Here is a 23,335-nt window from a genome sequence, read left to right on the forward strand (position 1 = left end):
CCGATATTGCATTCCCGAGCGCTGCCCAATGGGTAGGGAGGCCGCGCGGCTACCGCGTTCTTGTTAATGCGGCGGCTCGCGAGCCCAGGAGGGCGAGCGATGCCGCGACGCATAGGGGAGAGGTGCCGGTCGATCGCGACGTTGCGCAAGCGGCGGGCCCTGCTTCGTCCCCGACATGGCAATCAAGGAATTCACACAGGAGGTGACTCATGATCGTGCGTACGGCAATGGCAGCGGTACTGGTGGCGGGTTTGGTCGGCGCGGTGCCGGCGGCGAAAGCGGCGCCCTTGGCCCCGTCCTTCGAGGAGAACTGCCCCATCGGCACCGAATGCGGCGGCGATGGCGAAGGCGGCGGCAGCAGCGGCGGTGGCGGAGCGGGTCCGACCTACGTGCTGCAGGGCGTGATCCAGAACGAGGGCTACGAGAGCGGCCCGGCGGGCGGCAAGCGGGTCAAGATTCGCGGCTACTCGCGCTTCGCCGACGTCAACAACAACCGCGTCGATGCGGACTTCATCAGCGTGCGTTGCAACGCCTACGATGCCCTGGGCGGTTACACGACCGAGTACGACGAAGAGAGCGATGGCGCCCTGGTCGACGTGCATTTCCCGTCGAACTGGATCTACGGCGCCTACCGCAAGATCACCGTGGTCTGCGTCCACAACGCCACCAACGGCGTGAACACCTACAACGCGACCAGCACGGCGGAGTTCACCATTCCGTAAGGGTCGGGCTTCCGATCCGCAATGCGGCCGCGGCGCCCGGAGCGTATCCGGGCGTCGCGGCCGACCGCGGGCGCTTCGTTCCGATCCGTCGCTCACAGCGTTCCAGGAACGGGCGGCGCGACGCTGGTAGGGTGTAGGCCCCGACGCCGCCACGCGATAACCGCATGAACATCGCCCGAGCTTTCCCCGCTGCTTGCGCCGCCCTGCTGGCGCTATCGGTCAGCCTGCCTTCGCACGCGGCCGACAAGGCCGCCTCGCTGGTCGGCACCTGGCGCGTCGAGCGCATCACCGATACCGACATCAAGACCGGCAAGGTCGTCCATCCCTATGGCGAGCACCCCAAGGGCTACATCGTCTACGACCCCACCGGCCATCTGAGCGTGCAGCTCATGCGCACGCCCGCCACGCCGCCGTTCGCCTCGGGCGACGACGCCAAGGGCAGCGATGCCGAAGTGCGCGCCGCCTACGATGGCTTCGTGGCCTACTTCGGGACTTACGAGGTCGACGCCAAGAAGGGCGTCGTCGTGCATCGGGTGGAGGGCAGCCTCATGCCCAGCTACACCGGCAGCGACCAGCCGCGCCCGTTCCGGGTCGAGGGCGATGTGCTCACGATCGAAGGAGATAGCGAGGGCGTGCACTTCCTGCGTCGGCTGAGGCGCGTGCCTCAGTCGGCCCGATAAACTCGCTACGATCGATCCGGCGGGGAGCGAAAGTGCAGCAGGAAAAGGGATTCTCCAAGTACTTCGATTTCGTATCGAATTTCGTCCATCTCGAGATCAACCTGCGTTCGGAAAGCGAATGCGGCCAGTACCATGAAAGATGGATGCGGGTTTACGGCGCCGCCATGGCCACCTGGACCGATTACGACACCGTCATCTGGTGCGTTCGGGTCAGGCAATCGTTGAAGCTGTGCTTCAGCGCCACCTACTTCGCCTTGGTCGCCAATCAAACCCGCGAGCAGGGCTCGCTGGCGGCCAGCTACTACATGGCCTACTACGCCTCCATGCACGCCATGTGGGCGGTCATGTACCTGCATCCCCACGAGTCGGTCGATAAGATCACCGATATCACCCACTCGAAGATGGCTAACGCCTTCTATGCGGGTTACTCGCAGGGCAATACGCCGATCATCCGCTTGAACTCGAAAGAGCTGGTGGAGGATCTTCGCTTCCTGCGCGAGTACTACTCATATCGGATGCCTTTGAACCCGCCGTTCGGCAAGGAGGAGGCGATCTCGAGGGCTCACGTTTCCCTTGGCGGTTTCGTCAAGCAATGCATTCAGCTGGCGAATCTTCATTCGCACCTGATCTGTAAGGCCGCCAGGAAGGCTGGCGTATCGAGCGCGGTCGTTCCTGCCGACAGGTGGGAGGACTTTAAGAACGATTTCTTTCGGATCAACGGCAAGGAGCATCGCTCGCGCGGTCTGCGCCTGCTGGATCCGGCCGACAAGTACGCGCAGGCGGAGCTGTTGAACACCGGGGGCGATCTGCTGCCTATTTGCCTCCACTACGACCACATGTTCGACGAGTACATGACCTACGTTCGAGAGGATGCGTCAGAGGGTCTTTTAAGGGAGGTCAGGTCGTTGGTGTATCGCGCGCTGTTCTAGCGCCAGCGTCCGGTCCGGCTTATGGCCTGGGCCGGCTAACGCAATTCGCCGGTTCGAGGCATCCGCTGGAGTTCTTCGATCACCTTCTTGGGCGCGCGCAGGCGGATCTGCACCGGGAAGGATTCCTGGACGACCACGTCCTTCACCACGCCGCTCTTCTCCAGCTCCATCACCCGCGCCAATACGGGGTCCGGGGATTGGGCGCTGCCGACGATCAGCGCGCTCTCGTACGGTTCCTGATCGGTAGCCGCTTGCTTGTCGCCAGGGTTGCAGCTGGCCGACAACATCAGCGCCACGATGACTGCGATTCTCATGCTTGCCGCCTTGCGTGTTGGACTTGCGGGCTGGAACGTGGCGCGCCGTACCGCGGCGCGCCACGTAGTTGTTACGGTACTTCGATAGCCGTCGCCGGGTCAGGGATAGGTGGCGATCCAGTTCTGCAGCTGGTTGTAGACGGTGCTGGTCAACCGCGTTCCGCAGTTCTGCGTGGACGAGCCCGTGGTGTGGATGCCGCGCACGTTGACGCCGCCGTCGCTGGCGATGCCGCTGCCGCTGTTACCGCCGAAGGTGTCGATGGTGTAGCACAACCGGTAGGAACCGCTGGTCGAGACCGTGCCGGAGTGCGTCCACATCGTGCCCAGGGGTTTGTCGCCCGGATAGCCGCTGATGGTGTGGGTGCCGCCCGAGTACACGCCCCAGCCGGAGTTGCCGCCGTGCGGGGCCGAGCTGAGCACGATCAGCGCGTAGTCGTAGTTGCTGTCGGCGCTGTTGTGCCAGGCCGTCGTGGTGACGGCGCGGGCCCAGCTGGTTGTGCCCCAGGGCTGGTAGCTGCCGTTCTGGGCGGTGGTGAAGTTCAAATCGGAGTACCAGGTGCCGGCGCCGTTGGACACGCAGTGCCCGGCGGTGAGCACGTGCTTCGGCGTGATCAGGGTGCCGGTGCAGCCGATCGCGATGCGGCCGATATGCCAGTACGGCGAGGCGACCGTATTGGTCACTTGCACGCGGTTGTCCGGGCCGATCACGACGGTGGGCCCGACCATGTTGCTGCCGAAGCGCAGCGGCAGCTTGGGCGGGGTGTTCATGCTGGTGGAGGTGCGGCCGATCATTTCGAGGTCGCTGATGGCCTGCTCGAAGATCGCGACATCTTCCGGATCCATGCGCGATTCGTACTGGTCGCCGTTGCGGGTGACCATGATGGTGCTCAGACCGGCCGCCTTCTGGCCGGGCGTCTGCTGGCGGGCGTCGGTGGCGATGCCCATTTCCGGCAACGCGCGCGTCACCAGATTGCCGCCATGGATGAACCGGGCTTTTTCGTTCAACTTCCGGAATGAAGGCTCCTTGGCTTGCGCCGTCTCCATCGCCGGGACCGAAATCAACAGCACCAAACTCAGCGCGACTAGCGTTTTCATAACAAGCTCCGTTTGTGGTGGGGTAGTCCTTTAACGGGTGGTCGAGCAAGCGCGTCCTGCACCCTCGACCTGAGCGATTCGAGCGCAAGCCCGGACCGGCTCCGACGGAACGGACGCGGGGCTGTCCGTTTCGCCTATGCGGCCGTCCATGGCCGCGCGGACAGCGCATCTGGCGACGCGCCGCCGATACCGGTGTCTGAAGCCGCATGCGGACGGGCACCCGCGCTCGCTCGCTGCGTGCCGAACGTCGCGGCTGCGGTCGTCGCTGCGGGGCGTCGAGCGTGATCGGTTCGATCAGGCGCGCGCGGCCAGGGCGCGCCTGGGAGGCGGCCTGAGCTCGTAGACGACAAGACCCAGCGTGAAACGGGCGGCCGCGAAGACTATCGGGCCTGCGCCTGCGTTGATGCGCATAGCGACCTCCATGTCCGGACGGCTGATCGCTACTGCATCAACCGCGCGTGCGTGGTGAGAAAGTCCATTTCTTGCGCGACTTAATTACGCTCTAAAGAATGTGTCCGTCGTGATGCGACTCACAAATGCTCAAACATGAGCGGAGTCGATCACCCGGCATCGCGTAGATCGCGTCTGAGGCGCATCGGCGTGTTTACCGCAAACAACGTTTTTAACTTCTTTGAAGGTTCAGCATCGCGATTCCGTACTGAGTCCGTCTGCGAGCGCGGATTTTTGCGGAGTCCAGCTTGCGGCGTCCGCCGTGTGCGAAGGCGCGACTGGTGCCGCGTCGCGATCAGTGTATGAGCGTGCTCGACGCCGCGATCCGCCGCAACTTCTCCGGATTGCGCTGCACATACACCCGCAGGATCCGTTCGCCGTCGGTGTCGTAGGACTGCGCGGACTCCAGTTGGTCGCCGAAGTAGCGCAGCACGCCCATGCGGCCGTTGATGGTCGCCAGCTGCAGGCGCAGTTCGTGTTTGCGACGCAGGGTGCAGGCGAACAGCAGCTGGGCGATGCGGTCGCCGCCGACCATGGGCTTGGGCAGGGCGGTGACGATGCCGCCGCCGTCGCCGACCAGGACCGCGGACTCGGCCATCAAGTCCTTCATGGCGCGGAAGTCGGCGTTGGTCCACGCCTCGGTGAAGCGGCGCATCAGCTGGCGGTGGGCTTCTGCGGACACCACGTAGCGCGGGCGTTCCTCGCGCAGCTGGCTCTTGGCGCGGTGCACGATCTGGCGGCAGGCGGCTTCGCTCTTGTCCAGGGTGCTGGCGATGTCGGTGTAGTCGGCGTCGAAGACCTCGCGCAGCAGAAACGCGGCGCGGGCTTCGGGGGCGAGGCGTTCGAGCACGGTCAGGAAGGCGATGGACAAGTCCCTGGAGGCTTCCTGCAGCTCCTCGGGCGTGGCCGGGCTTTCGGTGAGGATGGGCTCGGGCAGCCAGATGCCGACGTAGTGCTCGCGCCGGCTTTGCACGCGGCGCAGGCGGTCGATGGAACGGCGGGTGGTGGCGATCACCAGCCAGGCCTCGGGATCGGCGACCTGCTCGGAGGCGGCTTCGTTCCAGCTCAGCCAGACGTCCTGGACCACGTCCTCGGCCTCGGCCAGGGAGCCGAGCATGCGGTAGGCCACGCCTAGCAGGCGGGGCTGGAGCTGGGTAAAGGTGTGAGTCGCGCCTTCCATAAAACCAAGGTCGCACGAGGAAGCCCGATTGTGACGGATGAAACGTCGGGCCGGCGTGGAGCCGGCCCGACGCTTCGTCGCCGGCTCAGGGCGACAGGATCAATGCGGGCTTGTCGATGTCCTTGAGCAGCACCACGACGAACTTGGCCGGCTTGTCGCGGCTGGCGTTGCGGCCGACGGTGTGCAGGTCGCCCGGGCCTTCGTAGAAGCTCTGCCCAGGCGTCAGCGTGACCTCCTTGCCGCCGGCCACGCCCATCACGATCGAGCCTTCGAGCACATAGACGAAGGCGTGCGCGTCGTGGCGGTGAACCGGGTCGGCGCCGCCGGGCGGGTACTCGACGGTGAGCATCAGCGCTTCTTTGCCCGGGTAATCGGGCAAGGCCTGGCTCATGACCGGCGCGACCGTGGGATGCGGGGCGTCGCTGCCGGTCTGGCCATGCGCCGCGACCGCGCCCGTCCACAGCAGGGCGAGCAGGCTCAGGGAAGGGGGAATGCGCATGCGGGGGACTCCTGTGTGACCGCCGCGGGGCGGTGTGGGATGGGCCGGGCGCGTGGCGCCCGCTTTCAGGACAATTGCGCCTTGTCCAGGCCGAAGGCTTGGTCGGCGCTGCCGGGCACGGTGCGGAAGCCGACGTTGACGCGGTTCCAGGCGTTGATCGCCATGACGTCGAAGCTCAGGTCGGAGATCTCTTTCTCGGACAACTGCGTGCGCACGCGATCGTAGACCTCATCCGGCACGCCCAGCGGGGACAACTGGGTGAGCGCCTCGGTCCAGGCCAGGGCCGCACGTTCGCGCGGGACGAACAGCTGCGATTCGCGCCACGACGCGATGTGGTGCAGACGCAGCGGGCGCTCGCCGTGGATGGTGGCTTCCTTGATGTGCATGTCGAGGCAGAAGGCGCAGCCGTTCAGTTGCGATGCGCGGATGTTGACCAGGTCGCGGATCGACTGTTCGATCGACGACTTGTGGGTGAGCAGGCTGAATTCGACGAGCTTCTTGAACAGCTCGGGCGACTGCTGCTGGTAATCGACGCGTTGGCTCATGGCGAAAGCTCCAGTGGGTGAGGGGCGCCGGCAGGCGCGGGCCCGACCGGTTGGCGGCCAATCTAGGCAGGACCGGACCGCGCCGGTAGGTCGCCGCGCGGACGCGCGGTGTTGAGCGCGGCGCACCAATGCGAAGGCGCTGTAACAAAACGGCCCGCGGCTGCGTCCTTGTCGTATGAGCTACCCCCAGGACGACTTCGAAACGCCAGCGACTGCCTCGAATGTGGACCGCGTCTGGTCCGAATTCAGGGCGGCGCTGAATCTGTTGGCGCCGGAGGTGCGGGCCGCGTTCTTGCTGCATGAGGTGTTCGAGGCCGGCTACGACGACATCGCCCGGCTGATCGGCCAGCCGGCGCAGGTCTGCCGCAGCCATGTGGAGTACGCGCGAGCGCATGCGCGCACCCGCATGCCACCGTTGAGTCCGAAAGCGAAGGTCACGTCGCGATGAGCGCCAACCTGTCAGACACCCTGGAACGCCAGCTCCCACTGGAATCCAGCTTCTCCGCCAGCTATGCCGGCGTGATGGCCTTCATCGCGGTGGCCACCGAGGGCAGCTTCGCGCGCGCGGCCGACCGCCTGGGCGTGGGCCGTTCGGCGGTGAGCCGCAGCGTGCAGAAGCTGGAAGGCCAGTTGGGCGCGCGTTTGTTCTCGCGCACCACCCGGTCCACCTCGCTGACCAGCGAGGGCGAGCTGTTCTTCGAGAACTGCCGCCCCGGCGTGGAGCGCATCGAGCAGGCGCTGGAGGACATGCGCGATCTGCGCGAAGGACCGCCGCGCGGACAGCTGCGGATCGCGGCGACGCACGGCTTCGGGCGCAAGGTGCTGGCGCCGCTGATGCGCGAGTTCCGCCTGCGCTACCCGGGCATCGCCATCGAGCTGATCCTGGACGAACGCGAGGCCGATCTGGCCACGGACCGCGTCGATGTGGCCTTCCGCGACGGCCGCCTGGACGACAGCCAGGTGATCGCCAAGCAGTTGGTGCCCATGCAGATGTTCGTCTGCGCCTCGCCGGAGTATGCGCGTCGCCACGGTCTGCCCACGTCCGTCGCCGATCTGGACGCGCATGCCTGCATCAATCGCCGCTTGCCCAACGGACGTCTGCGCAGTTGGGACTTCAAGCTTGAGGGCCGCGCTCACAGCCTGCTGCCGACCAGCGATCTGGTGTTCAACGACGACGATCTGATCCTGCAGGCGGTGCTGGACGGACAGGGCCTGGCGCAGATGCCGGGCTTCCAGGTCTGCGATGCCCTGCGCCAGGGCGCGCTGCGGTTCGCGCTGAACCAATACGCGCCCGACGATCGCGGGCATTACCTGTGCTACCTGAGCCGGCGCCAGCTGCCCAAGCGCATCCGCGCCTTCATCGACTTCGTCACCGGCCAGGTGCGCGCGCTGAATCTGGATTGCGTCGAGCACTTGAGCCGCCTGCCGGCGCAGCCGGCGGCGCGTGCGGAGGCGATGTGGGCGCGCGCGGTCGAGGACGAAGCCGCCTGATTGGTGCGCGCCGGGAAACACCATGCAGCCGGTTGCGTGGCTACTGCGGGCCGCGCGCGGCGCCTAGCATCGTTGCGCAGTCGCCGGTGACGCCTACGGACACCGGCTCCCCCTTCAGGACCTCAAGAGGTGGAACATGAAATTCGTCGTCATCGGTGGCACCGGACTGATCGGCAGCAAGGTGGTCTCGCGCCTGCGCGAGCAGGGCCATGAGGCGGTCGCGGCGGCGCCGTCGACCGGCGTCAACATCCTGACCGGCGAGGGCCTGGACACCGCGATGGCGGGCGCCGATGCGGTGGTGGACTTGGCCAATTCGCCCTCGTTCGAGGATGCCGCGGTCATGGACTTCTTCCAGACCGCAGGCCGCAATGTACTGGCGGCCGAAGCGCGCGCGGGTGTGGGCCATCATCTGGCCTTGTCGGTGGTGGGTACCGAAAAGCTGTCCGCCAGCGGCTACTTCCGCGCCAAGAGCGCGCAGGAGGAATTGATCCGCGCGTCCGGCCTGCCTTACACCATCGTCCACTCCACCCAGTTCTTCGAGTTTCTGCCCGGCATCATTCAGTCCGGCAGCGAGGGCGACACGGTGCGCCTGCCGACGGCGCTGATCCAGCCGATCGCCTCGGAAGACGTGGCCGCGGCGGTCGCGCGGCTGGCCTTGCAGGCGCCGGCCAACGGCATCGTCGAGATCGCCGGCCCGGTGCGCGAGCCCTTGTCCGATCTGGCGCAGCGTTTCATGAACATCGTCCAGGACCCGCGCGAGGTGGTCGGCGACGCGCATGCGCGCTACTTCGGCGCCGAATTGCAGAACGACACCCTGGTGCCTGCCGGGCCGGCCTGGCAGGGCGCGCTGAACTTCGAGCATTGGCTGGAACAGTCCGAGTACGCGCGCTACGTCCCGCGCGCCTGAGCGCGCAAGCGCAGCCCGCGCATCCATCGGCCATCGCAACCCGCGTGCGCGCGAACGCGCCACGCGCCCGCGCCGCGGCTGCAAGGTATCGGTCGAACCCGACACGGACACCCGTCGCGCATGAGCCCCTTGCAGCCGCCCTCGCCGAGCTTGCTGGACAAGTACCACGGCGACGAAACCCTGGCGCTGTACACCGGACGCGTGCGCGTGACCGGCGGCGAGGCCGCGCACGGGCGCGCGTCCGGCGTGGTGCGCTCGGACGACGGCGCACTCGATGCGCATCTGCGCCTGCCGGTCGAACTGGGCGGGCACGGTGGCGGCAGCAATCCCGAACAGCTGCTGGCGGCGGGCTATGCGGCCTGCTTCCACGGCGCGCTCCTGCTGCTGGCCACTCGCGCGGGCGTGGCGTTGAGGGACGTGGCCGTGGAGGCGGCGGTGACCTTCGCGCGCGACCCCATGGATGGCCTATTCCTGCTGTCGGCCGACATCCGCGTGAGCCTGCCCGGCGTGGAGCGCGCGCTGGCCGCCGAACTGGTGCGCAACACCGAGCGCGTCTGCCCCTACGCCAAGATGTTGCGCCATGGCATCGATCACGTGGTGGTGCTGGCCAGCGAGCCCGAAATGTCGTCGTCCGCCGGTCGCGCGGACCCTGCGTGAGCGACGCGCGTTCGTTATCGCGGCCGCGCCAGCCGTCCGCGTCGACGCATGATCCACAGGTGCTGCACGCGCTTCACGCCCGATCGGAGCCGGCGTCGGCGCCTGCGCTAACGCAGCACCATCAACAGCGTGCCTGCGGCCGCCAGTGTGGCGATCCAGAGCGGGCGCCGCGCGCTCGCACTCAGCAGGGTCGGGAACCTGGCGGCTCCGCGGCAAACGCCGACGGCGATGGTGCCGGTGGTGATCAGCATGGCGGTCATGTGCAGCGCGACCGCGGCCAGAGCCAGGGTCAGCGAACCGGTGGACGTGATTTCGCGCGCCGGCGTGTCCGACATGCACAGCGGCACCAGCGCCGGAACCAGCATCAGTCCGGCGCCGTGCGCCGTGGCCATTAGGCAGGACCACAGCGCCATGCCGGCGTGACCGGCATGCGCATGGACGCGGACAGCGGTGCTGCCGCGCCGCTCTTCGCCCGGCATGGCGCCATGCAGCCAGCGGTAGCACGCCAGGGCGACGAGCAGGGCGCCCGCGAATGCCTGCACCCGGCCACGGTCGACCAGCACGCCTTGCGCGACCGCGAGCACCACGATCGCCACCGAGGCGGCGTGTCCGATCGCGATGGGCAGCAGGGCAAGGCGTGCCCGGGCGCTGTCGCGCGAGCCCAGGCCCGAGGCGGCGGCGAACATCCAGCCGCTGGTCGGACTCAGCCCGTGCAGCGCGCCCAGTCCGGCGACCGCCAGCCATGGCCATAAGCCGCTCACGATGCGCGCCTGCGACCGGTCAGGATTGAGACGCGCAACACGCGGCCGCCGTCGGCGCCTTTGCTGGCGCCTCGGATGCGTAGCGATCGTGATGGCGTACCCAGGCCATCGGATAGTCCAGGCCGTCTTCGTCGCGCCCCTTGGGTGTCAGGTCCAGCAGGGCGTAGGTGTGCATCATCGCTTCCACGCCGCGGCCGTAGCGCGAGTAGGTATGGAAGACCTGGCCCGCATCGTCGCGATAGAACACGCTGATGCCGGGCGCCTCCTCGTGCGGGAAGCGCTGAATCGTGTAGTTGTAGTCGGCGTTGCCGTCGGCGACTTCGTCCGCGCTGAAATTGACGCCGAAGTCGCGATTGAAGTCGGTTCCGTACGAGGACACCCACTTGAACCGCCAGCCCATGCGTTCGCGAAAGCGCTGGATATCGGACAGCGGCGCACGCGATACCACCAGCAGCGTCACATCGCGCTGAGCGAGGTGGAGATTGGCGCCGTCGTTATGGTCGGCCATGTAGGAACAGCTCTTGCAGCCTTGCTCCCAGCCCGGCGCGAACATGAAGTGCTGCACCAGCAACTGACGGCGGCCCTCGAACAGATCGGCGAGGCGGCGCGGGCCGTCGGGGGTGTCGAACCGGTAGTCCTTGTCGACGCGCAGCCACGGCAGCGCACGGCGTTCGCGCGCGATCCGGTCCTGCAGGCAGGTGAGTTCCTTCTCGTGCGCCAGCAGCGCCTTGCGCGCGGCCAGCCAGGATTCCTTGGACACGACGGGATGATCGGCGAGGTGGGTTTCGGCAAGTGCGGCGTTCATGCGGTGCTCCTGGACCCGGGGGTCGGTGATGGTGAGCGGGCACGGAATCGGCGGCGTGCGGGCAAGGCGCGCCCGTCTCCGATCCGTTGGCCGGAGGAAGGCGGAGCGCTTGCGGGCGCGGCGCGGACCCGACGCTCGGGCGGTCCGCGGGGCGGGGATTCGGCGACGTCCGCCGATGCTCGGTCGGCCGTGCTGCCGGTTCGGCGCCTGATCCCGATGTCCGATGGCGCCAACGGCGGCGCCGTGGGAGCAATGTACCCAGCGATCGGCGCGGCGGGGAGTAACAGGATTGTCGCGAATGCGGCGGGCGGAACGGCCTGGTTGCTGTGCGGCCCGCTGCCGCGAGGCGATGGCCGCTTGAGCGCAGTTTGCGGTGCTCCGCCGGCGAGCGCTCGCCTAGGGCGAACGCTCGGGCCGGTCGTTTCCGGTGGTGGCGTCGGGCGGGGCGGCGAGCGACAGGGGGCGATCGCCCTCCAGGAAGGTGTAGGTCCTTTGCTCGTCGTCCAGCACCAGGGCGCGCGCACCGTCGCGCTGCGTCGCGGTGAACCGGAATCCGGCGACGCTGGGCGAGATCGATTCGATCACGGTGTCCGCGTCGTCCCGGTTCAGGAGCACCTCGGTGCGCCAGCCGCCGAAATCGAACCAGGTCTTGGCGCCTTCGGTGACGATGCGGATCGAGCCCAGCGTGGGGTGGGAGTACACCGGCGCCAGTCGCCGCAGGGTCTCGGCGTCCAGCGGCGCGAGCTGGGCGCGATGCGCCTCGCGCTCGCGTTTCAGGCGGGCGGGCAGCGCGTCCAAGGTCGCGGCGGCGCCGCGGTCCACGTCGAACAGCAGCTCCAGAAAGCGATCGGCGAAGAATCCACGCAGCTGCGCGCCGGCATCGGCGTTCATCAGCAGCACATAGCCGGCGTCGATCTCCGGCAGCCAGAAGATCTCGGCCTGGTAGCCGGCCATGCTGCCGCCGTGGGTCACTTGCAGGATGCCGGCGCGGCGATCGGTTTTCAGGCCCATGCCGTACCACTGGTCCATACCGCCGCGCGCGACCTGAGGCTTCAGACGTTCGTGCAGCGCTTGTTCGCCGATGTAGCGGCCGCCTTGCGGCAGTCGCCCGGAGGCCAGTTCCATGCGCAGGTATCGGTTGAGGTCGTCGATGTTGCTCCAGGCGCCGCCGTCGGGCCGCATCGGGATCGACATCCGGTTGTAGCCCATCGCGGCCACGGCGAGGTCGCCGTCGATGGTGAGGCCGTGCGGCGAGGCGAAGTTGCCGCGTTGCGCGAGCTCGAAATCGAAGGTCGTCGAGCGCATGCCCAGCGGATCGAACACCAACTCCTGCATGCTGCGGTCGTAGGCCTCGCCCAAGGGCAGCTCGGGGTGCGCGACGTGGGCGCCGAGGTAGCCCGCCGCGACGGCCATCAGATTGGAATACTGGTACAGCTCGCCGATTTCGGCCGTGGGCCGGATGCCCGCCAACAGGCCCAATACGTCTTGCGGCTTCAACTCGTCGCCGGACAGCGCCCATTCCATGTCTTGCGCGGGTATGCCGGTGCAGGCGCACAGCAGGTTGCGCACGCGGATTCGTTTCGTCAGTGCCGGGTCGCCGACCTTGAACGAAGGCAGCAGGCGCGCGGCGGGCGCGTTCCAATCCAGTTCGCCCCTGTCGACCAGTTTGGCCAGCATCAGCGAGGTCATGGGCTTGGTGACCGAGGCGGTCAGGAAGCGCGTGGAGGCGTCGACCTTTTCGTCGCTGCCGAGCTTGCGGACGCCGAGGCCGCCGGCGTATTTCACCTCGCCGTTTTGGACGACGCCCAAGGCGACGCCCGGGATCCCGAGGCGCGTGCGCGCGTCCTCCAGGAAGCGCAGCAGGGCCGCGATCCGGTCCGCGTCCAGCGCGTGCGCTGGCTTGCCCGCCAGGGTATCGGGCACGTAGTTCCTGGCGCGCAGGCTGGAAAGCACGCGCGTGACTTGGGCTTCGCGTCGGCTCATGGCCTCGGACGGCAGGTCCAGGATCACGACGATCCAGGTATCGCCCTCGTGCAGGAGTTGGGCGCGCAGCACGCGATTCGGCTGTGCTGCGTTTGCGTAGTCGTAACTGCGCACGGACGACCAGCCATTGCGCAGCGGACGGTCGCGCGCGTCAGGCAGGCTAGGCGCGGCGGTGGGCCGATAGTGCTTCCATGCCGATGCGATGGCTTCGTCCGCGGACTGGGCGGCGACGTCCACGATCGCGATCCTGGCGTCCTCCGCCGGCGTGCGCATCACGGTCAAGGCGCCATGCGTTTGTCCGGTCCAGCCGGCGGGCGTGATATAGCGCACGCCCGATACGGTTCGGTTCCAAGCGTCTTCGCTCAACACTTCGGTCGGCGCCGGACGGGCGGTGTCGGTGCCCGCGAACGCGCCAACGCAGCTGGCGTGAAGCAATAGACATCCCAGGGCGGCCCAGGGCCACCAATGGCGTCGTTTCATGTTGGAACCCCTAGTCGGTCTGTGCGCGGGACGTACGGCGGTTGCGGGAAACGGCGATTGGGCCGCGGGGCCAAGGTGTCAGGGATAGCCCAGCGACTGCTGTCCGGCCAGGAATTTGGCTTCGGCCTGCGCGGTCGCGATGCGGTAGCGCGACTCGGCGGCCGCATGCAGGCGGCTGTAGTCCCGATTCAAGCGGTCGAGGCGCGCATCGCGGTCTGCTTGCGGCGCCGTCCGCTCCAGCGCAGCAAGCTCCTGGCCGTAAGCGTCCATGAGCTTAGTCAGGGTCTGGGTATAGTCGTCGTGGCTGGCGTAAAGGAACTGGGAGTATTCGTCGTGCAGGGCGACGACGGCATCGGGATCCGTCACTGTCGTCGGCGCGGCGGTGCGATGGCGCGAGGGCGCTTGCGCCGACGTTCGGACCGATTCGGCGCTAGCGGCGACGGGATGCTTCAAGGCGATGCGCGGTGCCGCGATGTCGGCCGCGACCCACAGGACGATCAGCGCGACGCTCACGGACAACAGGGTCGCCGTGGCGGCCCACGTCGGCGTCTTCGGCGCCTCGATGATCGCATCGATACGCTCGTCCAGTGTTGCCAGGGACGCGGCGGCGCACAGCGCCTGCGCATCGCGTCGCGGTTGCGCCGGAGCGAGGTGCTCGATCGACAGCAGCAGGGCTTCGGCATAGTCGACGGACGCGCCGTAGGCCCGCGACGCGCGCAGATCGCAGGCGATCTCGCGCGCGGAGTCGATGGCGGCACCCATCAGTCGCAGAATCGGGTTCCACCAGAACAGCGCTAGCGCCAGACGCTGCATCAGCAGTATCGGCAGGTCCTTGCGCCGGATGTGCGAGGCCTCGTGCAGCAGCACCGCGCGCAGCGCGTCGTCCGGCAACGAGGTGGCCAGTTCGCGAGGCAGGACGATCTTCGGAGCCGCGATGCCTAGCGCCGCCGGCCCGAACGAGGGCGAGACATGGATCTGCGTGCCTGCGGGAATCGCATGTCGATACCTGTGTTCGAGTTCGTGCGAGCGCTGCGATGCGGCCAGGACGCGCCGCGCGCCGGCCTGCGCCGACAACAGGCGCGCCAGGCCCCAGGCGGCGCCTGCCAGCCACAGCGAGATCAGCAGCGCGGCCAGCTCCGGAGCGATCGTCATGGCGTCGCGCTGCTGGGCAGTCATGAGCGCCATGCCGGGATCGGCCGCGGCGGGTTCGGCTGCGCGCGGTTGACTCGAAGACGAAGCCGGAACGATCGAGTGGCCCAGCTGTGTCGTCGGCAAGGGAATCGCGGGGCCTATCACGGTCAAGGCGAAGGCCAACAGCAACAGCGCGGCGCGTTTGCCGGGGGCGACCGCGCCGGTCCGGATCGCGAGGTACAGCAGCGGCGCGACGATCAGGCAGAGCAGCAGGTGCTCGACCGCGTAGTTCAGCAACCAGAACAGCAGCTGCGTCATCGCGCCTTCTCCTGCTTCCGCGCCGCACGAACCTTGTCGCGCAGCGCCGCGATCTTGCCGGGGTCGACGTCGTGGTTCTCGATCAGGTGCAGGGCCAGCGCTTCCGGCGAGCCGTCGAACAGCTGCGTCATCAGATGGCTGAGCGCGCGTTCGCGTACGTCGGCCTTGGTCAGGGCGGGGCGGTAGATGAAGGCGCGTCCTTCCTGCCGGAACGTCACCAGCTCCTTCTTATGCAGGATGCCGAGCATGGTCAGCACGGTGGTGTAGGCGACGGGCTTTTGCCGTGCCAGGGCATTGGCGACTTCGCGCACCGAGGCTTCGCCGAGTTCCCACAGCACCTCCAGGATCGCTTGCTCTGCTTCGGTCACCGATTGCGCCGTGGGTCGGGCCATGGGTATCGCCACTAATTCATTAGTTGTTGCCAGCCTAGGCCGCCCTGAATGGCTTGTCAACTATGTAATTAGTCGTGGTGCCGGCTGCGCGATCGATCGCGGCATCGTCGCGCCGCATCGCAAACAAAAACTGTCGATTGAACATAGATCGGCCCGCCGCTTGCCGCAGAGCGACGGGACTAGGATGCGCTCAGGCCCGAGTGCGGCCGGTCCTTGGGAGAGGCGTCGATGAGCGTGCGCAAGGCCCGCCCCGCCGCGCGTTGGCGCGGTTGGAGGCACGCAGCGGCGCTGTCGGTCTGCGTCCTGCTGTCGGCCTGCGCCGAGCCGCCGCGCACGGTGGTCATCATCGGCGGGGCGGCCAGCGAAGGGCCGGGCAAGCACGATTATCCGCAAGGCGTACGCAAGCTGCAGGCGCTGATCGAGGCCTCGCCGGACGCGCGCGCCGCGCTGCGCGTGGTCGCCTATCCGGACGGCTGGCCGCAGGACCCGCGCGCGCTGGACGGCGCCGACACCGTGGTCTGGTACTTCGACGGTCTGGATCGTCATCCGTTGCGCGATCCGCAACGGCGCCGCCGCTTCGAGGCGCTGATGCAGCGCGGCGTCGGCCTGGTCGCCTTGCATCAGTCCTCGACGGTGCCGGTGGGCGAGGACCTGGGCCTGGCGCGTTGGTTGGGCGGGGCCCGCGAGGGCATGTTCGACCGCAGCACCGAGTGGGCGCAGTTGCTGCCGGCCGATACAGGCGCGTCGCTGAGCCGCGGCGTGGCCGCGTTCGCTTATCGCGACGAGTTCTATCCCACGTTCCGGTTCGCGGCGGCCGGCGGCAAGCGCCTGCCGGTGCTCAAGACCACGCTGCATCCGCAGTTTCGTGCGGGGCGACCTGTGATCGCCGATCGCGTCGAGGACGTGACCGTGGCCTGGGCGTTCGAGCGCGACGGCGGCGGTCGCGGTTTCGTCTACAGCGGCGCGCATTACCTCAGCGCACTGGATCGACCGCAGCTGGCGACGCTGTTGCTCAATGCGATCGCGTGGTCGGCCGGCGCGCAGATCCCGCGCGATGGGCTGCGGGCGGCCGGTTTGCCGGCCGACGATAAGCCGCCCGAGGCGGTCGCCGCCGCGAGTCCGCAGCGTGCGACGTTCCATGTCGACGCGGCGCGCTCCGGCTGGCGCAGCGACGAAGCCGTGCTGACGCCTCAGAACGTAGACGAAACGCGATTCGGCGAAGTCTGGCAATCGCTGCCGCTGGACGGCGTGGACGGCCAGCCCGCGCGCCTGTACGCCTCGCCGTTGTATCTGGACCGCCTCACCCTGACCCAGGGGCCGCTGCGCGGAGAGGTCTTCCCGGTGGTGATCGCGGCCAGCAATAGCGGTTACGTCTACGCCATCGCCGCGGCCCAACGCGGCGATATCGCCGCTGGCCGGATTCTGTGGCGCACGCGTCTGGGCGCGCCCTGCCATCTGCAGCCGGCGCCGCTGGACGGCGTCGCCACCGGCATCCTGAGCACGCCGGTGATCGACGCCAAGCGCGGGCGTTTGTATGTGACCCATTGCGATCCCGCCGCGCGCTGGCAGGCGTATGCGCTGGATATCGGCAGCGGCGCGGTGCAACCCGGCTGGCCGGTGCGACTGGACGAAGAACGCTTCAACGCCGTGAACGCGAATGCCGGTCCGCGGCGCCTGCCGCCGAAGCGTCGCCACGATTTCCGCGTGCAGCGCGGCGCCTTGAACCTGTCGCCCGATGGCGGGCAGCTGTACGTGGTGTTCGGCGAGAGCGAAACCGGTTGGCTGGTGGCGGTGGATACGCGACGCGCCGAAGTCAGCAGCGCGTTCGCGGCGGTGGCGATGCCGCACCGCGGCAGCGGCGGCATCTGGGGCGCGGGCGGGCCCGCGGTGGATCTCGAAGGCCGGGTGTACGTGGTCACCGGCAGCGGCTTCGAGGGCTATCAGGACAGCGCCCACGACTGGACCCAGTCGGTGCTGCAGCTGACGCCGCCGGGAGAAAAGCATGGGTTCGCCCTCAGCGGTACGTATACGCCGTTCAATTACTGCCAAAGCGCGAAGATGGATATCGACCTGGGCTCCGGCGGCGCCATCCTGCTGCCGGAAGCGAGCTCCGGCGATCGACGGCGCCTGCTCGCGGTGGGCGGCAAGCAGGGCAATGTCTATCTGCTCGATCGCGATCGCATGCCGGGCCGCCTAGACCGGCGCCCGCCTTGTTCCGATGACGCCTCCAGCGACGCGTCCCTGTTGCCGCCGCAGCGCCAACCGCAGTTCGGCGCGCGCGGGCCCTTGAACGTGTTCGGTCCCTATTCGGAACGCGACGCTGCCCTGGACCTGGCGCGTTCGCGTTCGCTGCCGGCTAGCTTCCGCGATCGGCATGGCACGGACTATCTGTTCGTCACCGGCAACAGCAAGCGCGCGCCGGGTTCGGCCGACAGTGTGCCGCCTTCGCTGGTGCGTCTGCGGGTGGTGCGTCGCAAGGGCCTGGCCCCGTTCCTGGAAGTAGACCGACGCCAGACCTCGCTGGTGCTGGCCAACCCGGGCTCGCCCGTGGTCAACAGCCGGGGGCCGCAGCACGCGATCGTCTGGGTGCTGGACGAGAATGCGCCGCGCTCGGCCTTGCTGAGCGGCGCCGACGCGCCGCGCCCGGTGCTGTATGCCCTGGAGGCCGAGAGCCTGCGCCTGCTATGGCGCAGCGCGCCGGGCGAGCTGCACACCAGCGGCAAGTACAACGAGCCGGCGTTCGGCGGCGGCCAGGTGTACGTCGGCACCGACCGCATCCAGGCCTTCGGTTTGGGTGGGCGCCGCATAAGTCGGCCGGCGCCCGTGCCGCCCACGGTCGCGACCGTGGTGCCGCCCGCGCCCTCGAGCACGTTGGCGGGTGCGGCCGTCGACGAAATCTACCGCCAACGCTGCGCGGCCTGTCACGACCACGCCGTGGGCAACATCCCGCCGCGCGATGTGATCGCCCGTCATCCGCGCGAGCGCATCGTCCATGCCCTGAGCGAAGGCGCGATGCGCCCGCAAGCGGCGGGCCTCAGCGCGGAACAGATCGCACAGCTGGCGGACTACCTGCGGCGCGGCCGCAGGTAGGCGCCCTGCGCCGCGCACGCTTCAGCCGGCGCCGGTGGCGAGATAGTGCCCGACCACGCGCTGGAACCGGTCGTGGTCCATCTGCAGGCTGTTGGTGTACACGACCACCGGGGTGGACACCGTGGAGTGCGTGGACAGCATGCGCTGGTAGAGCCGGTGATCGCGGTGCGCGGCCAGGAAACGATCCGCATCCTTCAGCAGCACCTTGTAGCCGTTCAAGGACGGCGTGGTGAAGTCGGTATAGCGCTCGATACCGGCGATGTCGTTCCAGCGGATCTTGATATCGCCGCTCAGGTCCAGCCCTTCCGGACCGGCCCTCAAAGGGCTGCCGCCGCGCAGCTTCGCCATGCCGAGCAAGCCCAGGCCCAGGAACAGCAGGGCGCCCAGCACCGTCATGGGATAGAAGATGGCGGGATTTCGCAGCATCGCCTTCAGGCTGTTCGGGTCGGGTCCGCGGTAGGCCATGTAGGCGGCCGCCAGGCCCAGCGCGAACAGGAACAGCGAGGAGATCAGGACCTTGCCTTTGTGGATGTCGGCCGAAAACGTAGGGGTATTCACGTGTCGTCTCGAAGTCTGTTTCGTGGCCCGGGCGCGATCGCGCACGGGGGTCCTTGCAACACAGGCGTCGCAGTCGCGCCGGTGGCTGCCGCCGCGATGCAGCGGCGGGTCGCGATCGATCTTCGCGCAGGTTCGCTGGCGGTGGCAACGGACACGATGCGGTCCGCCGCCGTGCGCCCTGGCGCTATTCGCGGCGCTTGCGCGGTTTGCTGCGCGTGCGCGGCTTGCCGCTTTCGCGCGGCGGCGGATCCTGCGCCGCCAGCACGCCGCTGCCGTTCATCTGCTCCAGCCACGACAAGGCGTCGGCGTAGGCCAGGAACTGCTGCAGGTAGCCGGGCGAGAGTTCGCGCATCAGGCTGAGCGAGCGATGCACCAGGCGGCTGGAGTTGAGCGGGCCGGCGTGGCTGGAGGACTGTTCCAGCGAGCGCCGCACCTGGCTGTCGGTGCGCACATTCGCCCACAGCGTGCGGAAGTCGCCGAGCAGGGCGAGTTCCGGTAGCGGGGCGCCCTGGGCCGCGCTCTCTTCCGCCGCGCCGCCATTGCGGGAGTCGCCGCGACGGGCGAGTTCGTCGGCCAAGGCGCCTAGCGGCCCGCGCTCGCGCTCCAGCTCGGCGCTGGCGGGTTCGCTGCGCGCGAGCCGGCGTGCGTAGGCGTCGATCAGGTCGGCGAGTTTGCGATCCAGCTCGCGTCGCGCCTCGCCGTCGTAGTCGGGTGCGCGCCGGCGCAGCGCCGTCATGTAGTGGAAGGCGAGGGGATCGACGCGATCGGCGCCCCGCTCGCGCCAGGCATCGAGGATGGCGGGGTCGGGCGAGGGTTTACTTCGCATCGGAGGACGCGCGCGTGCGCTGCAGGCGCGGCACCGGCGCCATTTCCACGCGCCGGTTGTTGGCGCGGCCGGCCGCGCTGGTGTTGGCGCTGACCGGCTGCTCGGCGCCGAAGGCGGCGGCGAAGACCGCGGACGAGGGCAGGCCTTCGGCGATCAGGGCGCGGGTCACGGTAAGCGCGCGCTGCGCCGACAGTTCCCAATTGTCGGCGAACTCGGGATTGGCGTCGCTGACCTGGCGGTCGTCGGTGTAGCCGCTCACCATCAGGGCTTCGTCGCGCTCGCGCAGGTAGGCGGCGAGCGGGCGCGCGATGCTCTTGAGCAGCTCGCGTCCCTCGGGCTGCAACTGGTCCGAGTTCAGGGCGAACAGCACGCTGCCGCGGATGCCGATGCGCCCGTCGACCAGGGTGATCCGGCCCGCCGCCAGGGGCACGGCCAAGGCGCGCTCCAGGGTCTGGCGGCGCTGGGTTTCCAGCTTGCGTTGCGCGATTTCCTGGTTGAGCTTGATCTCCAGCTGCAGCTGCACGGCGATCACGCCGACCAGGATCAGCACGAAGGCGCCGAGCAGGATCGACATCAGGTCGCCGAACGCGGCCCACACCGGCACCGAGGCGTCGGCGTCGCCATCGACCTCGCTGCTGAAATCCGCGCTCATGCCGCCGCGGCGCCGTTGGCCGCGCGTCGGTCGGACAGCTGCTGCATGTCCTCGACGATCTGCTTCTGCGCCAGCAGGCTCAGGTCGACGACTTCGCGGGCCTGGGCGACGTAGTAGGCCAGCTGTTCGTCGCTGCGCGCGAGCGAGCGCTGCAGCGCGTCTTCGATGCCTTGCAGGCGCTCGCTGAGCTGGTCGTTGGCCTCGCCGAAGACGCGCGCGGCGGCGCCGAAGGCTTCGCCCAGGCTGGCCACTTCGACTGCGCCTACGCTGACCTGGTCGGCGACCGCGCCGAGCTTGCCGGTCTCGGATTCGATATGGCCCATGAAGCGCGTGCCGACCCGATCCAACAGGTCCGCCGAGGTCGAGACCAGCGCGTCGATGGCGGCGCGCTGTTCGGTGGACGCGTGGTTCACGGCCGCCAGCAGGGTGTCCAGCGTCGCCATCAGCTGGGTGCGTTCTTCCAGCACCGCGGTGTCGCGGGCCATGCTCTCGGACAGGTTCTGGCGCAGTTCGCCGATCACTTCGGCGGCGGCCTTGGGCGCTTCCGAGGCGGTATCCACCAGTCGCGAAATCTCGGCGATGGTCTGGCTGGCGTGCGCCTGGCCGCGTGTGCCGATCTCGTCGGCGGTGCGGGCCAGGGTGTCGCAGATCTCGCGCTGGCGTTGCGCGGTGTCGGCGCTGGCCTGTGCCCAATCCTGGCGCAAGGCGGCGCTCATCGACGCCAGCGATTCGGTCCAGGCGCTCAGGCGTTGCTGGTCCTGCGCCGCCAGCGCGGTCTTCAGCTCGCCGTGCGATGCATCCACCGCGCGCAACAGCGCGGCCGAGTGCTGTTCGAAGGTGGCGGCCGCCGCGCTCAGCGCGTTCTGGTTCTGCGTCGCCAGGCCGGCGTTGAGGTCCTGTTGCTGCGACAGCGCCTGGGTCCAGGCCTGTGCGACCTGATCGGCGGTCGCGTCCAAACGCGTGGACACGCCGTCCACCAACGCGAGCGAGCGCTGCTCGAAGCCGGCGCCGAACTGATCCAGCGCGCCGCGCAGATCGCCGGTGAGGGCTTCGTGGGTCTGCTGCTGCTGAGCCAGCGATCGGTTCCAGATCTCGGCGATGTTGCCGGTGGCGGTTTCCAGGCCGCTGGACCAACCCTGCAGCTGCCGCTCCACGGCGAGGCCGACGCTGTCGCGCAGCGCGGCGGTCTCGCGCGCCATCGCCGCCATCGTGGTCTGCATCACCGGCTGCAAGGCCTCGCTGGCCACGCGCACGCTGTCGGAGACGCTGTGCTGCAGGGACTGCTCGACCGAGGCCGCCAGTTGCGTGAACACCGCCTGGGTCTGGGCGTGGAAGGCTTGCTGTTGGGCGAGCTGGCGTTCGTTCGCGCTCAGGCTGTGCTGCTCGATGGTCGCCATCATGGTCTGCAGGCGATCGATCAGGGTCGGCATCAGATCGGTCTGACGCTGCAGCAGACGCAGGCTCTCTTCGCGCCGATGCGCCTGCGAGTACGCATGCAGGTCGGTGGCGATCTTCGCGTCCAGCGTTTGCACCGCGCGCAGGCGTTCGCGCCGGCGCAGCGCCGACAGCAGACCCAGCATCGCCGAGGTCGCCACGCCCGCGATCGAGGTGCCGAAGGCGAAGCCCAGCCCCTGCACGGGCGCGGCCAGCGAGTCGCGGATGGCCTGCAGGTCGGTCGCGGTTTCCAGCGCCATGCCGGTGCCGCGCAGCATCGCCATCATGCCCAGCAAGGTACCCAGCATGCCCAGCAGCACCAGCAAGCCGACCAAATAGGGCGTGAGCGCCGGGCCCGGCAGCGGCAGGCGCTGGCCTTCGACGCGCTGACGCACCGCATTGCGCAGCGAGGGATCCAACTGGCCGAGCCAGCTGTCCAGGCTGGAAGGCGGCGTGGACAGCTCGCCCAGGCTGCGTTCCAGCGTGGCCGTGGCCTGCCGGTAGCGCAGCAGTTCCAGCGCGCCGGCGATGTAGCCGGCGGCGATCAACGCGGTGACCGCCAGCCCCAGCGGGTTCGAACCCAGATAACCGGCGCCGATCCAGCACACCGCCACCAGGCCGAGCGAGAACACAACGAAATCAAGCGAATGTCTGTACATGACGTCCCTGGGGGTGGGGGCGAAGCGCTGCAAGCAGGCCTTCCAGCGGGAGAAAACGGACATCCAGTTCGGCCAGCAGCACGCCCTGCATGTCCCTGCGAAAACCATCCAGCCAAGCATCGGACGCCGCCATCGGCGCCTCGATCCGGGCCTGTTGCGCGGCCAGGCGCGAACGCTCGAAGTGCTCGCCGAGCAGGCCGGGCACCGCGGCCAGCAAGGCCTGTTCGCGCGGGCTCAGCACCGCTTCCATCAGCGCGTCCAGGTCGGCGAGCCGGCTCAGTTGCGCCGAGCGCGCGCCGAGCAGGTCGCGCAGGCGCCCGCGCCAACGCCCGGTCGCCGTCAGCATCGCCCGCTGCGTGGACAGGTAGTGCTGGCGGAACACCGCGTAGTCGGGCTCGGCCTCGGGCGTGTCCGCGGCCTGCGGTCCGGTCGCGCACAGCTGCAGGCAGCCGGCGATCGCGCTGGTCAGCGAGGCGCGCGTGGCGGCGTAGGCGGCCTCTTCGACCGCGTCGAACGCGGGCCCGCCCGTGCCCGCCATCGGTGTGGCGGCATCCAGCACCCGCGACAACGCGACCGCGCGGGTCCAGTCGATCCAGTCGCTCAATCGGTCCGACAGCGATGCGGGAGGAGGGGGTACGTCGACGTCCGTGAGGCGAGCGAGCAGGCGAATGAACGTCGGGCCACGGACCAGTGTCCGTTGTAGAGCTTCCAAAGATCGATTGGCCAAAAAACGACCAGTTTACAGGGTGCGGGGGGATGCCGGGCGCCGACGCTGGG

The 23,335-nt window shown here is 68.5% G+C and carries 23 protein-coding genes; 8 read left to right on the forward strand and 15 right to left on the reverse strand.

Features of this window, described 5'->3' with window-relative positions; genetic code table 11:
- The first annotated feature begins 209 nt into the window (after nucleotides 1–209).
- The 3 genes from ASE43_RS08895 to ASE43_RS08905 all read left to right on the forward strand — a co-directional run bounded on the left by ASE43_RS08895 (nucleotide 210) and on the right by ASE43_RS08905 (nucleotide 2,331).
- Nucleotides 210–722: a hypothetical protein gene (locus tag ASE43_RS08895; protein WP_056178051.1), complete on the forward strand. Its 513-nt coding sequence runs from the start codon at nucleotides 210–212 to the stop codon at nucleotides 720–722.
- A gap of 164 nt (nucleotides 723–886) precedes the next feature.
- A complete protein-coding gene (locus ASE43_RS08900) occupies nucleotides 887–1,402 on the forward strand; it encodes a lipocalin-like domain-containing protein (RefSeq protein WP_057160212.1) in 516 nt (171 codons plus the stop codon).
- Nucleotides 1,403–1,434: 32 nt separating this feature from the next.
- Entirely contained in the window at nucleotides 1,435–2,331 is an 897-nt protein-coding gene (locus ASE43_RS08905) for a hypothetical protein (protein WP_057160213.1), read from the forward strand.
- Between the two features lie 35 nt (nucleotides 2,332–2,366).
- On the opposite strand, the gene ASE43_RS08910 is transcribed toward ASE43_RS08905, so the two are convergent.
- The 5 genes from ASE43_RS08910 to ASE43_RS08930 form a co-directional block, all read right to left on the reverse strand.
- Nucleotides 2,367–2,645 carry a hypothetical protein gene (locus ASE43_RS08910; protein WP_157499792.1) on the reverse strand — a complete coding sequence of 93 codons (279 nt, stop codon included), beginning with the start codon at nucleotides 2,643–2,645 and terminating at the stop codon, nucleotides 2,367–2,369.
- A gap of 99 nt (nucleotides 2,646–2,744) precedes the next feature.
- Complete coding sequence (locus ASE43_RS08915) at nucleotides 2,745–3,740, reverse strand: trypsin-like serine protease (RefSeq protein ID WP_057160215.1); 996 nt, start codon at nucleotides 3,738–3,740, stop codon at nucleotides 2,745–2,747.
- 745 nt (nucleotides 3,741–4,485) lie between these two features.
- A complete protein-coding gene (locus ASE43_RS08920) occupies nucleotides 4,486–5,370 on the reverse strand; it encodes an RNA polymerase sigma-70 factor (RefSeq protein WP_057160216.1) in 885 nt (294 codons plus the stop codon).
- Nucleotides 5,371–5,455: 85 nt separating this feature from the next.
- Nucleotides 5,456–5,869: a cupin domain-containing protein gene (locus tag ASE43_RS08925; protein WP_057160217.1), complete on the reverse strand. Its 414-nt coding sequence runs from the start codon at nucleotides 5,867–5,869 to the stop codon at nucleotides 5,456–5,458.
- Nucleotides 5,870–5,934: 65 nt separating this feature from the next.
- Complete coding sequence (locus ASE43_RS08930; protein WP_056178064.1) at nucleotides 5,935–6,414, reverse strand: carboxymuconolactone decarboxylase family protein; 480 nt, start codon at nucleotides 6,412–6,414, stop codon at nucleotides 5,935–5,937.
- A gap of 175 nt (nucleotides 6,415–6,589) precedes the next feature.
- On the opposite strand from ASE43_RS08930, the gene ASE43_RS08935 reads away from it, so the two are divergent.
- The 4 genes from ASE43_RS08935 to ASE43_RS08950 all read left to right on the forward strand — a co-directional run bounded on the left by ASE43_RS08935 (nucleotide 6,590) and on the right by ASE43_RS08950 (nucleotide 9,469).
- Nucleotides 6,590–6,862, forward strand: a complete 273-nt coding sequence (locus ASE43_RS08935; protein ID WP_057160218.1) for a sigma factor-like helix-turn-helix DNA-binding protein — start codon at nucleotides 6,590–6,592, stop codon at nucleotides 6,860–6,862.
- Entirely contained in the window at nucleotides 6,859–7,905 is a 1,047-nt protein-coding gene (locus tag ASE43_RS08940; RefSeq protein WP_057160219.1) for a LysR family transcriptional regulator, read from the forward strand. Before ASE43_RS08935 ends, ASE43_RS08940 begins: the two co-directional genes overlap by 4 nt.
- A 136-nt stretch (nucleotides 7,906–8,041) precedes the next feature.
- The gene (locus ASE43_RS08945) at nucleotides 8,042–8,812 is read left to right on the forward strand and encodes an SDR family oxidoreductase (RefSeq protein WP_056178071.1); all 771 of its coding nucleotides are present in this window, start codon (nucleotides 8,042–8,044) and stop codon (nucleotides 8,810–8,812) included.
- A 120-nt stretch (nucleotides 8,813–8,932) separates the two neighbouring features.
- The gene (locus ASE43_RS08950; RefSeq protein WP_057160220.1) at nucleotides 8,933–9,469 is read left to right on the forward strand and encodes an Ohr family peroxiredoxin; all 537 of its coding nucleotides are present in this window, start codon (nucleotides 8,933–8,935) and stop codon (nucleotides 9,467–9,469) included.
- Between the two features lie 107 nt (nucleotides 9,470–9,576).
- Here ASE43_RS08950 and ASE43_RS08955 read toward each other — a convergent pair whose 3' ends face one another.
- The 5 genes from ASE43_RS08955 to ASE43_RS08975 form a co-directional block, all read right to left on the reverse strand.
- Nucleotides 9,577–10,230, reverse strand: coding sequence for a hypothetical protein (locus ASE43_RS08955; RefSeq protein WP_082607198.1), 654 nt, complete (start codon nucleotides 10,228–10,230; stop codon nucleotides 9,577–9,579).
- A 19-nt stretch (nucleotides 10,231–10,249) separates the two neighbouring features.
- The gene (locus tag ASE43_RS08960) at nucleotides 10,250–11,035 is read right to left on the reverse strand and encodes a thioredoxin family protein (RefSeq protein ID WP_057160221.1); all 786 of its coding nucleotides are present in this window, start codon (nucleotides 11,033–11,035) and stop codon (nucleotides 10,250–10,252) included.
- 396 nt (nucleotides 11,036–11,431) lie between these two features.
- A complete protein-coding gene (locus ASE43_RS08965; protein ID WP_082607199.1) occupies nucleotides 11,432–13,498 on the reverse strand; it encodes a serine hydrolase domain-containing protein in 2,067 nt (688 codons plus the stop codon).
- Nucleotides 13,499–13,576: 78 nt separating this feature from the next.
- Entirely contained in the window at nucleotides 13,577–14,947 is a 1,371-nt protein-coding gene (locus ASE43_RS08970; RefSeq protein WP_057160223.1) for a M56 family metallopeptidase, read from the reverse strand.
- Nucleotides 14,944–15,339 (reverse strand): BlaI/MecI/CopY family transcriptional regulator, encoded by a 396-nt coding sequence (locus ASE43_RS08975; protein ID WP_057160224.1) that lies wholly within the window; start codon nucleotides 15,337–15,339, stop codon nucleotides 14,944–14,946. Before ASE43_RS08975 ends, ASE43_RS08970 begins: the two co-directional genes overlap by 4 nt.
- Before the next feature lie 228 nt (nucleotides 15,340–15,567).
- Here ASE43_RS08975 and ASE43_RS08980 point away from each other — a divergent pair, with 228 nt between their 5' ends.
- Nucleotides 15,568–18,429, forward strand: coding sequence for a ThuA domain-containing protein (locus tag ASE43_RS08980; RefSeq protein WP_057160225.1), 2,862 nt, complete (start codon nucleotides 15,568–15,570; stop codon nucleotides 18,427–18,429).
- A 21-nt stretch (nucleotides 18,430–18,450) separates the two neighbouring features.
- On the opposite strand, the gene ASE43_RS08985 is transcribed toward ASE43_RS08980, so the two are convergent.
- From ASE43_RS08985 to ASE43_RS09005, 5 genes are all read right to left on the reverse strand, one after another.
- On the reverse strand, nucleotides 18,451–18,987 hold the full coding sequence (locus ASE43_RS08985; RefSeq protein WP_057160226.1) for a hypothetical protein: 537 nt from the start codon (nucleotides 18,985–18,987) through the stop codon (nucleotides 18,451–18,453).
- Nucleotides 18,988–19,171: 184 nt separating this feature from the next.
- Nucleotides 19,172–19,813, reverse strand: coding sequence for a DUF2894 domain-containing protein (locus ASE43_RS08990; RefSeq protein WP_057160227.1), 642 nt, complete (start codon nucleotides 19,811–19,813; stop codon nucleotides 19,172–19,174).
- Nucleotides 19,803–20,465 carry an OmpA family protein gene (locus tag ASE43_RS08995; protein WP_056178090.1) on the reverse strand — a complete coding sequence of 221 codons (663 nt, stop codon included), beginning with the start codon at nucleotides 20,463–20,465 and terminating at the stop codon, nucleotides 19,803–19,805. Before ASE43_RS08995 ends, ASE43_RS08990 begins: the two co-directional genes overlap by 11 nt.
- On the reverse strand, nucleotides 20,462–22,558 hold the full coding sequence (locus ASE43_RS09000) for a DUF802 domain-containing protein (RefSeq protein WP_057160228.1): 2,097 nt from the start codon (nucleotides 22,556–22,558) through the stop codon (nucleotides 20,462–20,464). Before ASE43_RS09000 ends, ASE43_RS08995 begins: the two co-directional genes overlap by 4 nt.
- Nucleotides 22,539–23,270, reverse strand: coding sequence for a DUF3348 domain-containing protein (locus ASE43_RS09005; protein WP_056178096.1), 732 nt, complete (start codon nucleotides 23,268–23,270; stop codon nucleotides 22,539–22,541). The genes ASE43_RS09000 and ASE43_RS09005 overlap by 20 nt, the downstream gene beginning before the upstream one ends.
- Nucleotides 23,271–23,335: the final 65 nt, after the last annotated feature.

It is taken from the genome of Lysobacter sp. Root983, assembly GCF_001429345.1.
In the GTDB taxonomy this organism is placed as follows: Bacteria; Pseudomonadota; Gammaproteobacteria; order Xanthomonadales; family Xanthomonadaceae; genus Lysobacter.

Excerpts from the sequence above, each read along its gene's own strand:
- ASE43_RS08965 (WP_082607199.1), bottom strand. The coding sequence starts at position 13,498 with ATGAAACGACGCCATTGGTGGCCCTGGGCCGCCCTGGGATGTCTATTG.
- ASE43_RS08920 (WP_057160216.1), bottom strand. The coding sequence starts at position 5,370 with ATGGAAGGCGCGACTCACACCTTTACCCAGCTCCAGCCCCGCCTGCTA.
- ASE43_RS08900 (WP_057160212.1), top strand. The coding sequence starts at position 887 with ATGAACATCGCCCGAGCTTTCCCCGCTGCTTGCGCCGCCCTGCTGGCG.
- ASE43_RS08930 (WP_056178064.1), bottom strand. The coding sequence starts at position 6,414 with ATGAGCCAACGCGTCGATTACCAGCAGCAGTCGCCCGAGCTGTTCAAG.
- ASE43_RS08895 (WP_056178051.1), top strand. The coding sequence starts at position 210 with ATGATCGTGCGTACGGCAATGGCAGCGGTACTGGTGGCGGGTTTGGTC.
- ASE43_RS08970 (WP_057160223.1), bottom strand. The coding sequence starts at position 14,947 with ATGACGCAGCTGCTGTTCTGGTTGCTGAACTACGCGGTCGAGCACCTG.
- ASE43_RS09000 (WP_057160228.1), bottom strand. The coding sequence starts at position 22,558 with ATGTACAGACATTCGCTTGATTTCGTTGTGTTCTCGCTCGGCCTGGTG.
- ASE43_RS08935 (WP_057160218.1), top strand. The coding sequence starts at position 6,590 with ATGAGCTACCCCCAGGACGACTTCGAAACGCCAGCGACTGCCTCGAAT.
- ASE43_RS08980 (WP_057160225.1), top strand. The coding sequence starts at position 15,568 with ATGAGCGTGCGCAAGGCCCGCCCCGCCGCGCGTTGGCGCGGTTGGAGG.
- ASE43_RS08915 (WP_057160215.1), bottom strand. The coding sequence starts at position 3,740 with ATGAAAACGCTAGTCGCGCTGAGTTTGGTGCTGTTGATTTCGGTCCCG.
- ASE43_RS08940 (WP_057160219.1), top strand. The coding sequence starts at position 6,859 with ATGAGCGCCAACCTGTCAGACACCCTGGAACGCCAGCTCCCACTGGAA.
- ASE43_RS08990 (WP_057160227.1), bottom strand. The coding sequence starts at position 19,813 with ATGCGAAGTAAACCCTCGCCCGACCCCGCCATCCTCGATGCCTGGCGC.
- ASE43_RS08910 (WP_157499792.1), bottom strand. The coding sequence starts at position 2,645 with ATGAGAATCGCAGTCATCGTGGCGCTGATGTTGTCGGCCAGCTGCAAC.
- ASE43_RS08925 (WP_057160217.1), bottom strand. The coding sequence starts at position 5,869 with ATGCGCATTCCCCCTTCCCTGAGCCTGCTCGCCCTGCTGTGGACGGGC.
- ASE43_RS08960 (WP_057160221.1), bottom strand. The coding sequence starts at position 11,035 with ATGAACGCCGCACTTGCCGAAACCCACCTCGCCGATCATCCCGTCGTG.
- ASE43_RS08975 (WP_057160224.1), bottom strand. The coding sequence starts at position 15,339 with ATGGCCCGACCCACGGCGCAATCGGTGACCGAAGCAGAGCAAGCGATC.
- ASE43_RS08945 (WP_056178071.1), top strand. The coding sequence starts at position 8,042 with ATGAAATTCGTCGTCATCGGTGGCACCGGACTGATCGGCAGCAAGGTG.
- ASE43_RS08995 (WP_056178090.1), bottom strand. The coding sequence starts at position 20,465 with ATGAGCGCGGATTTCAGCAGCGAGGTCGATGGCGACGCCGACGCCTCG.
- ASE43_RS08950 (WP_057160220.1), top strand. The coding sequence starts at position 8,933 with ATGAGCCCCTTGCAGCCGCCCTCGCCGAGCTTGCTGGACAAGTACCAC.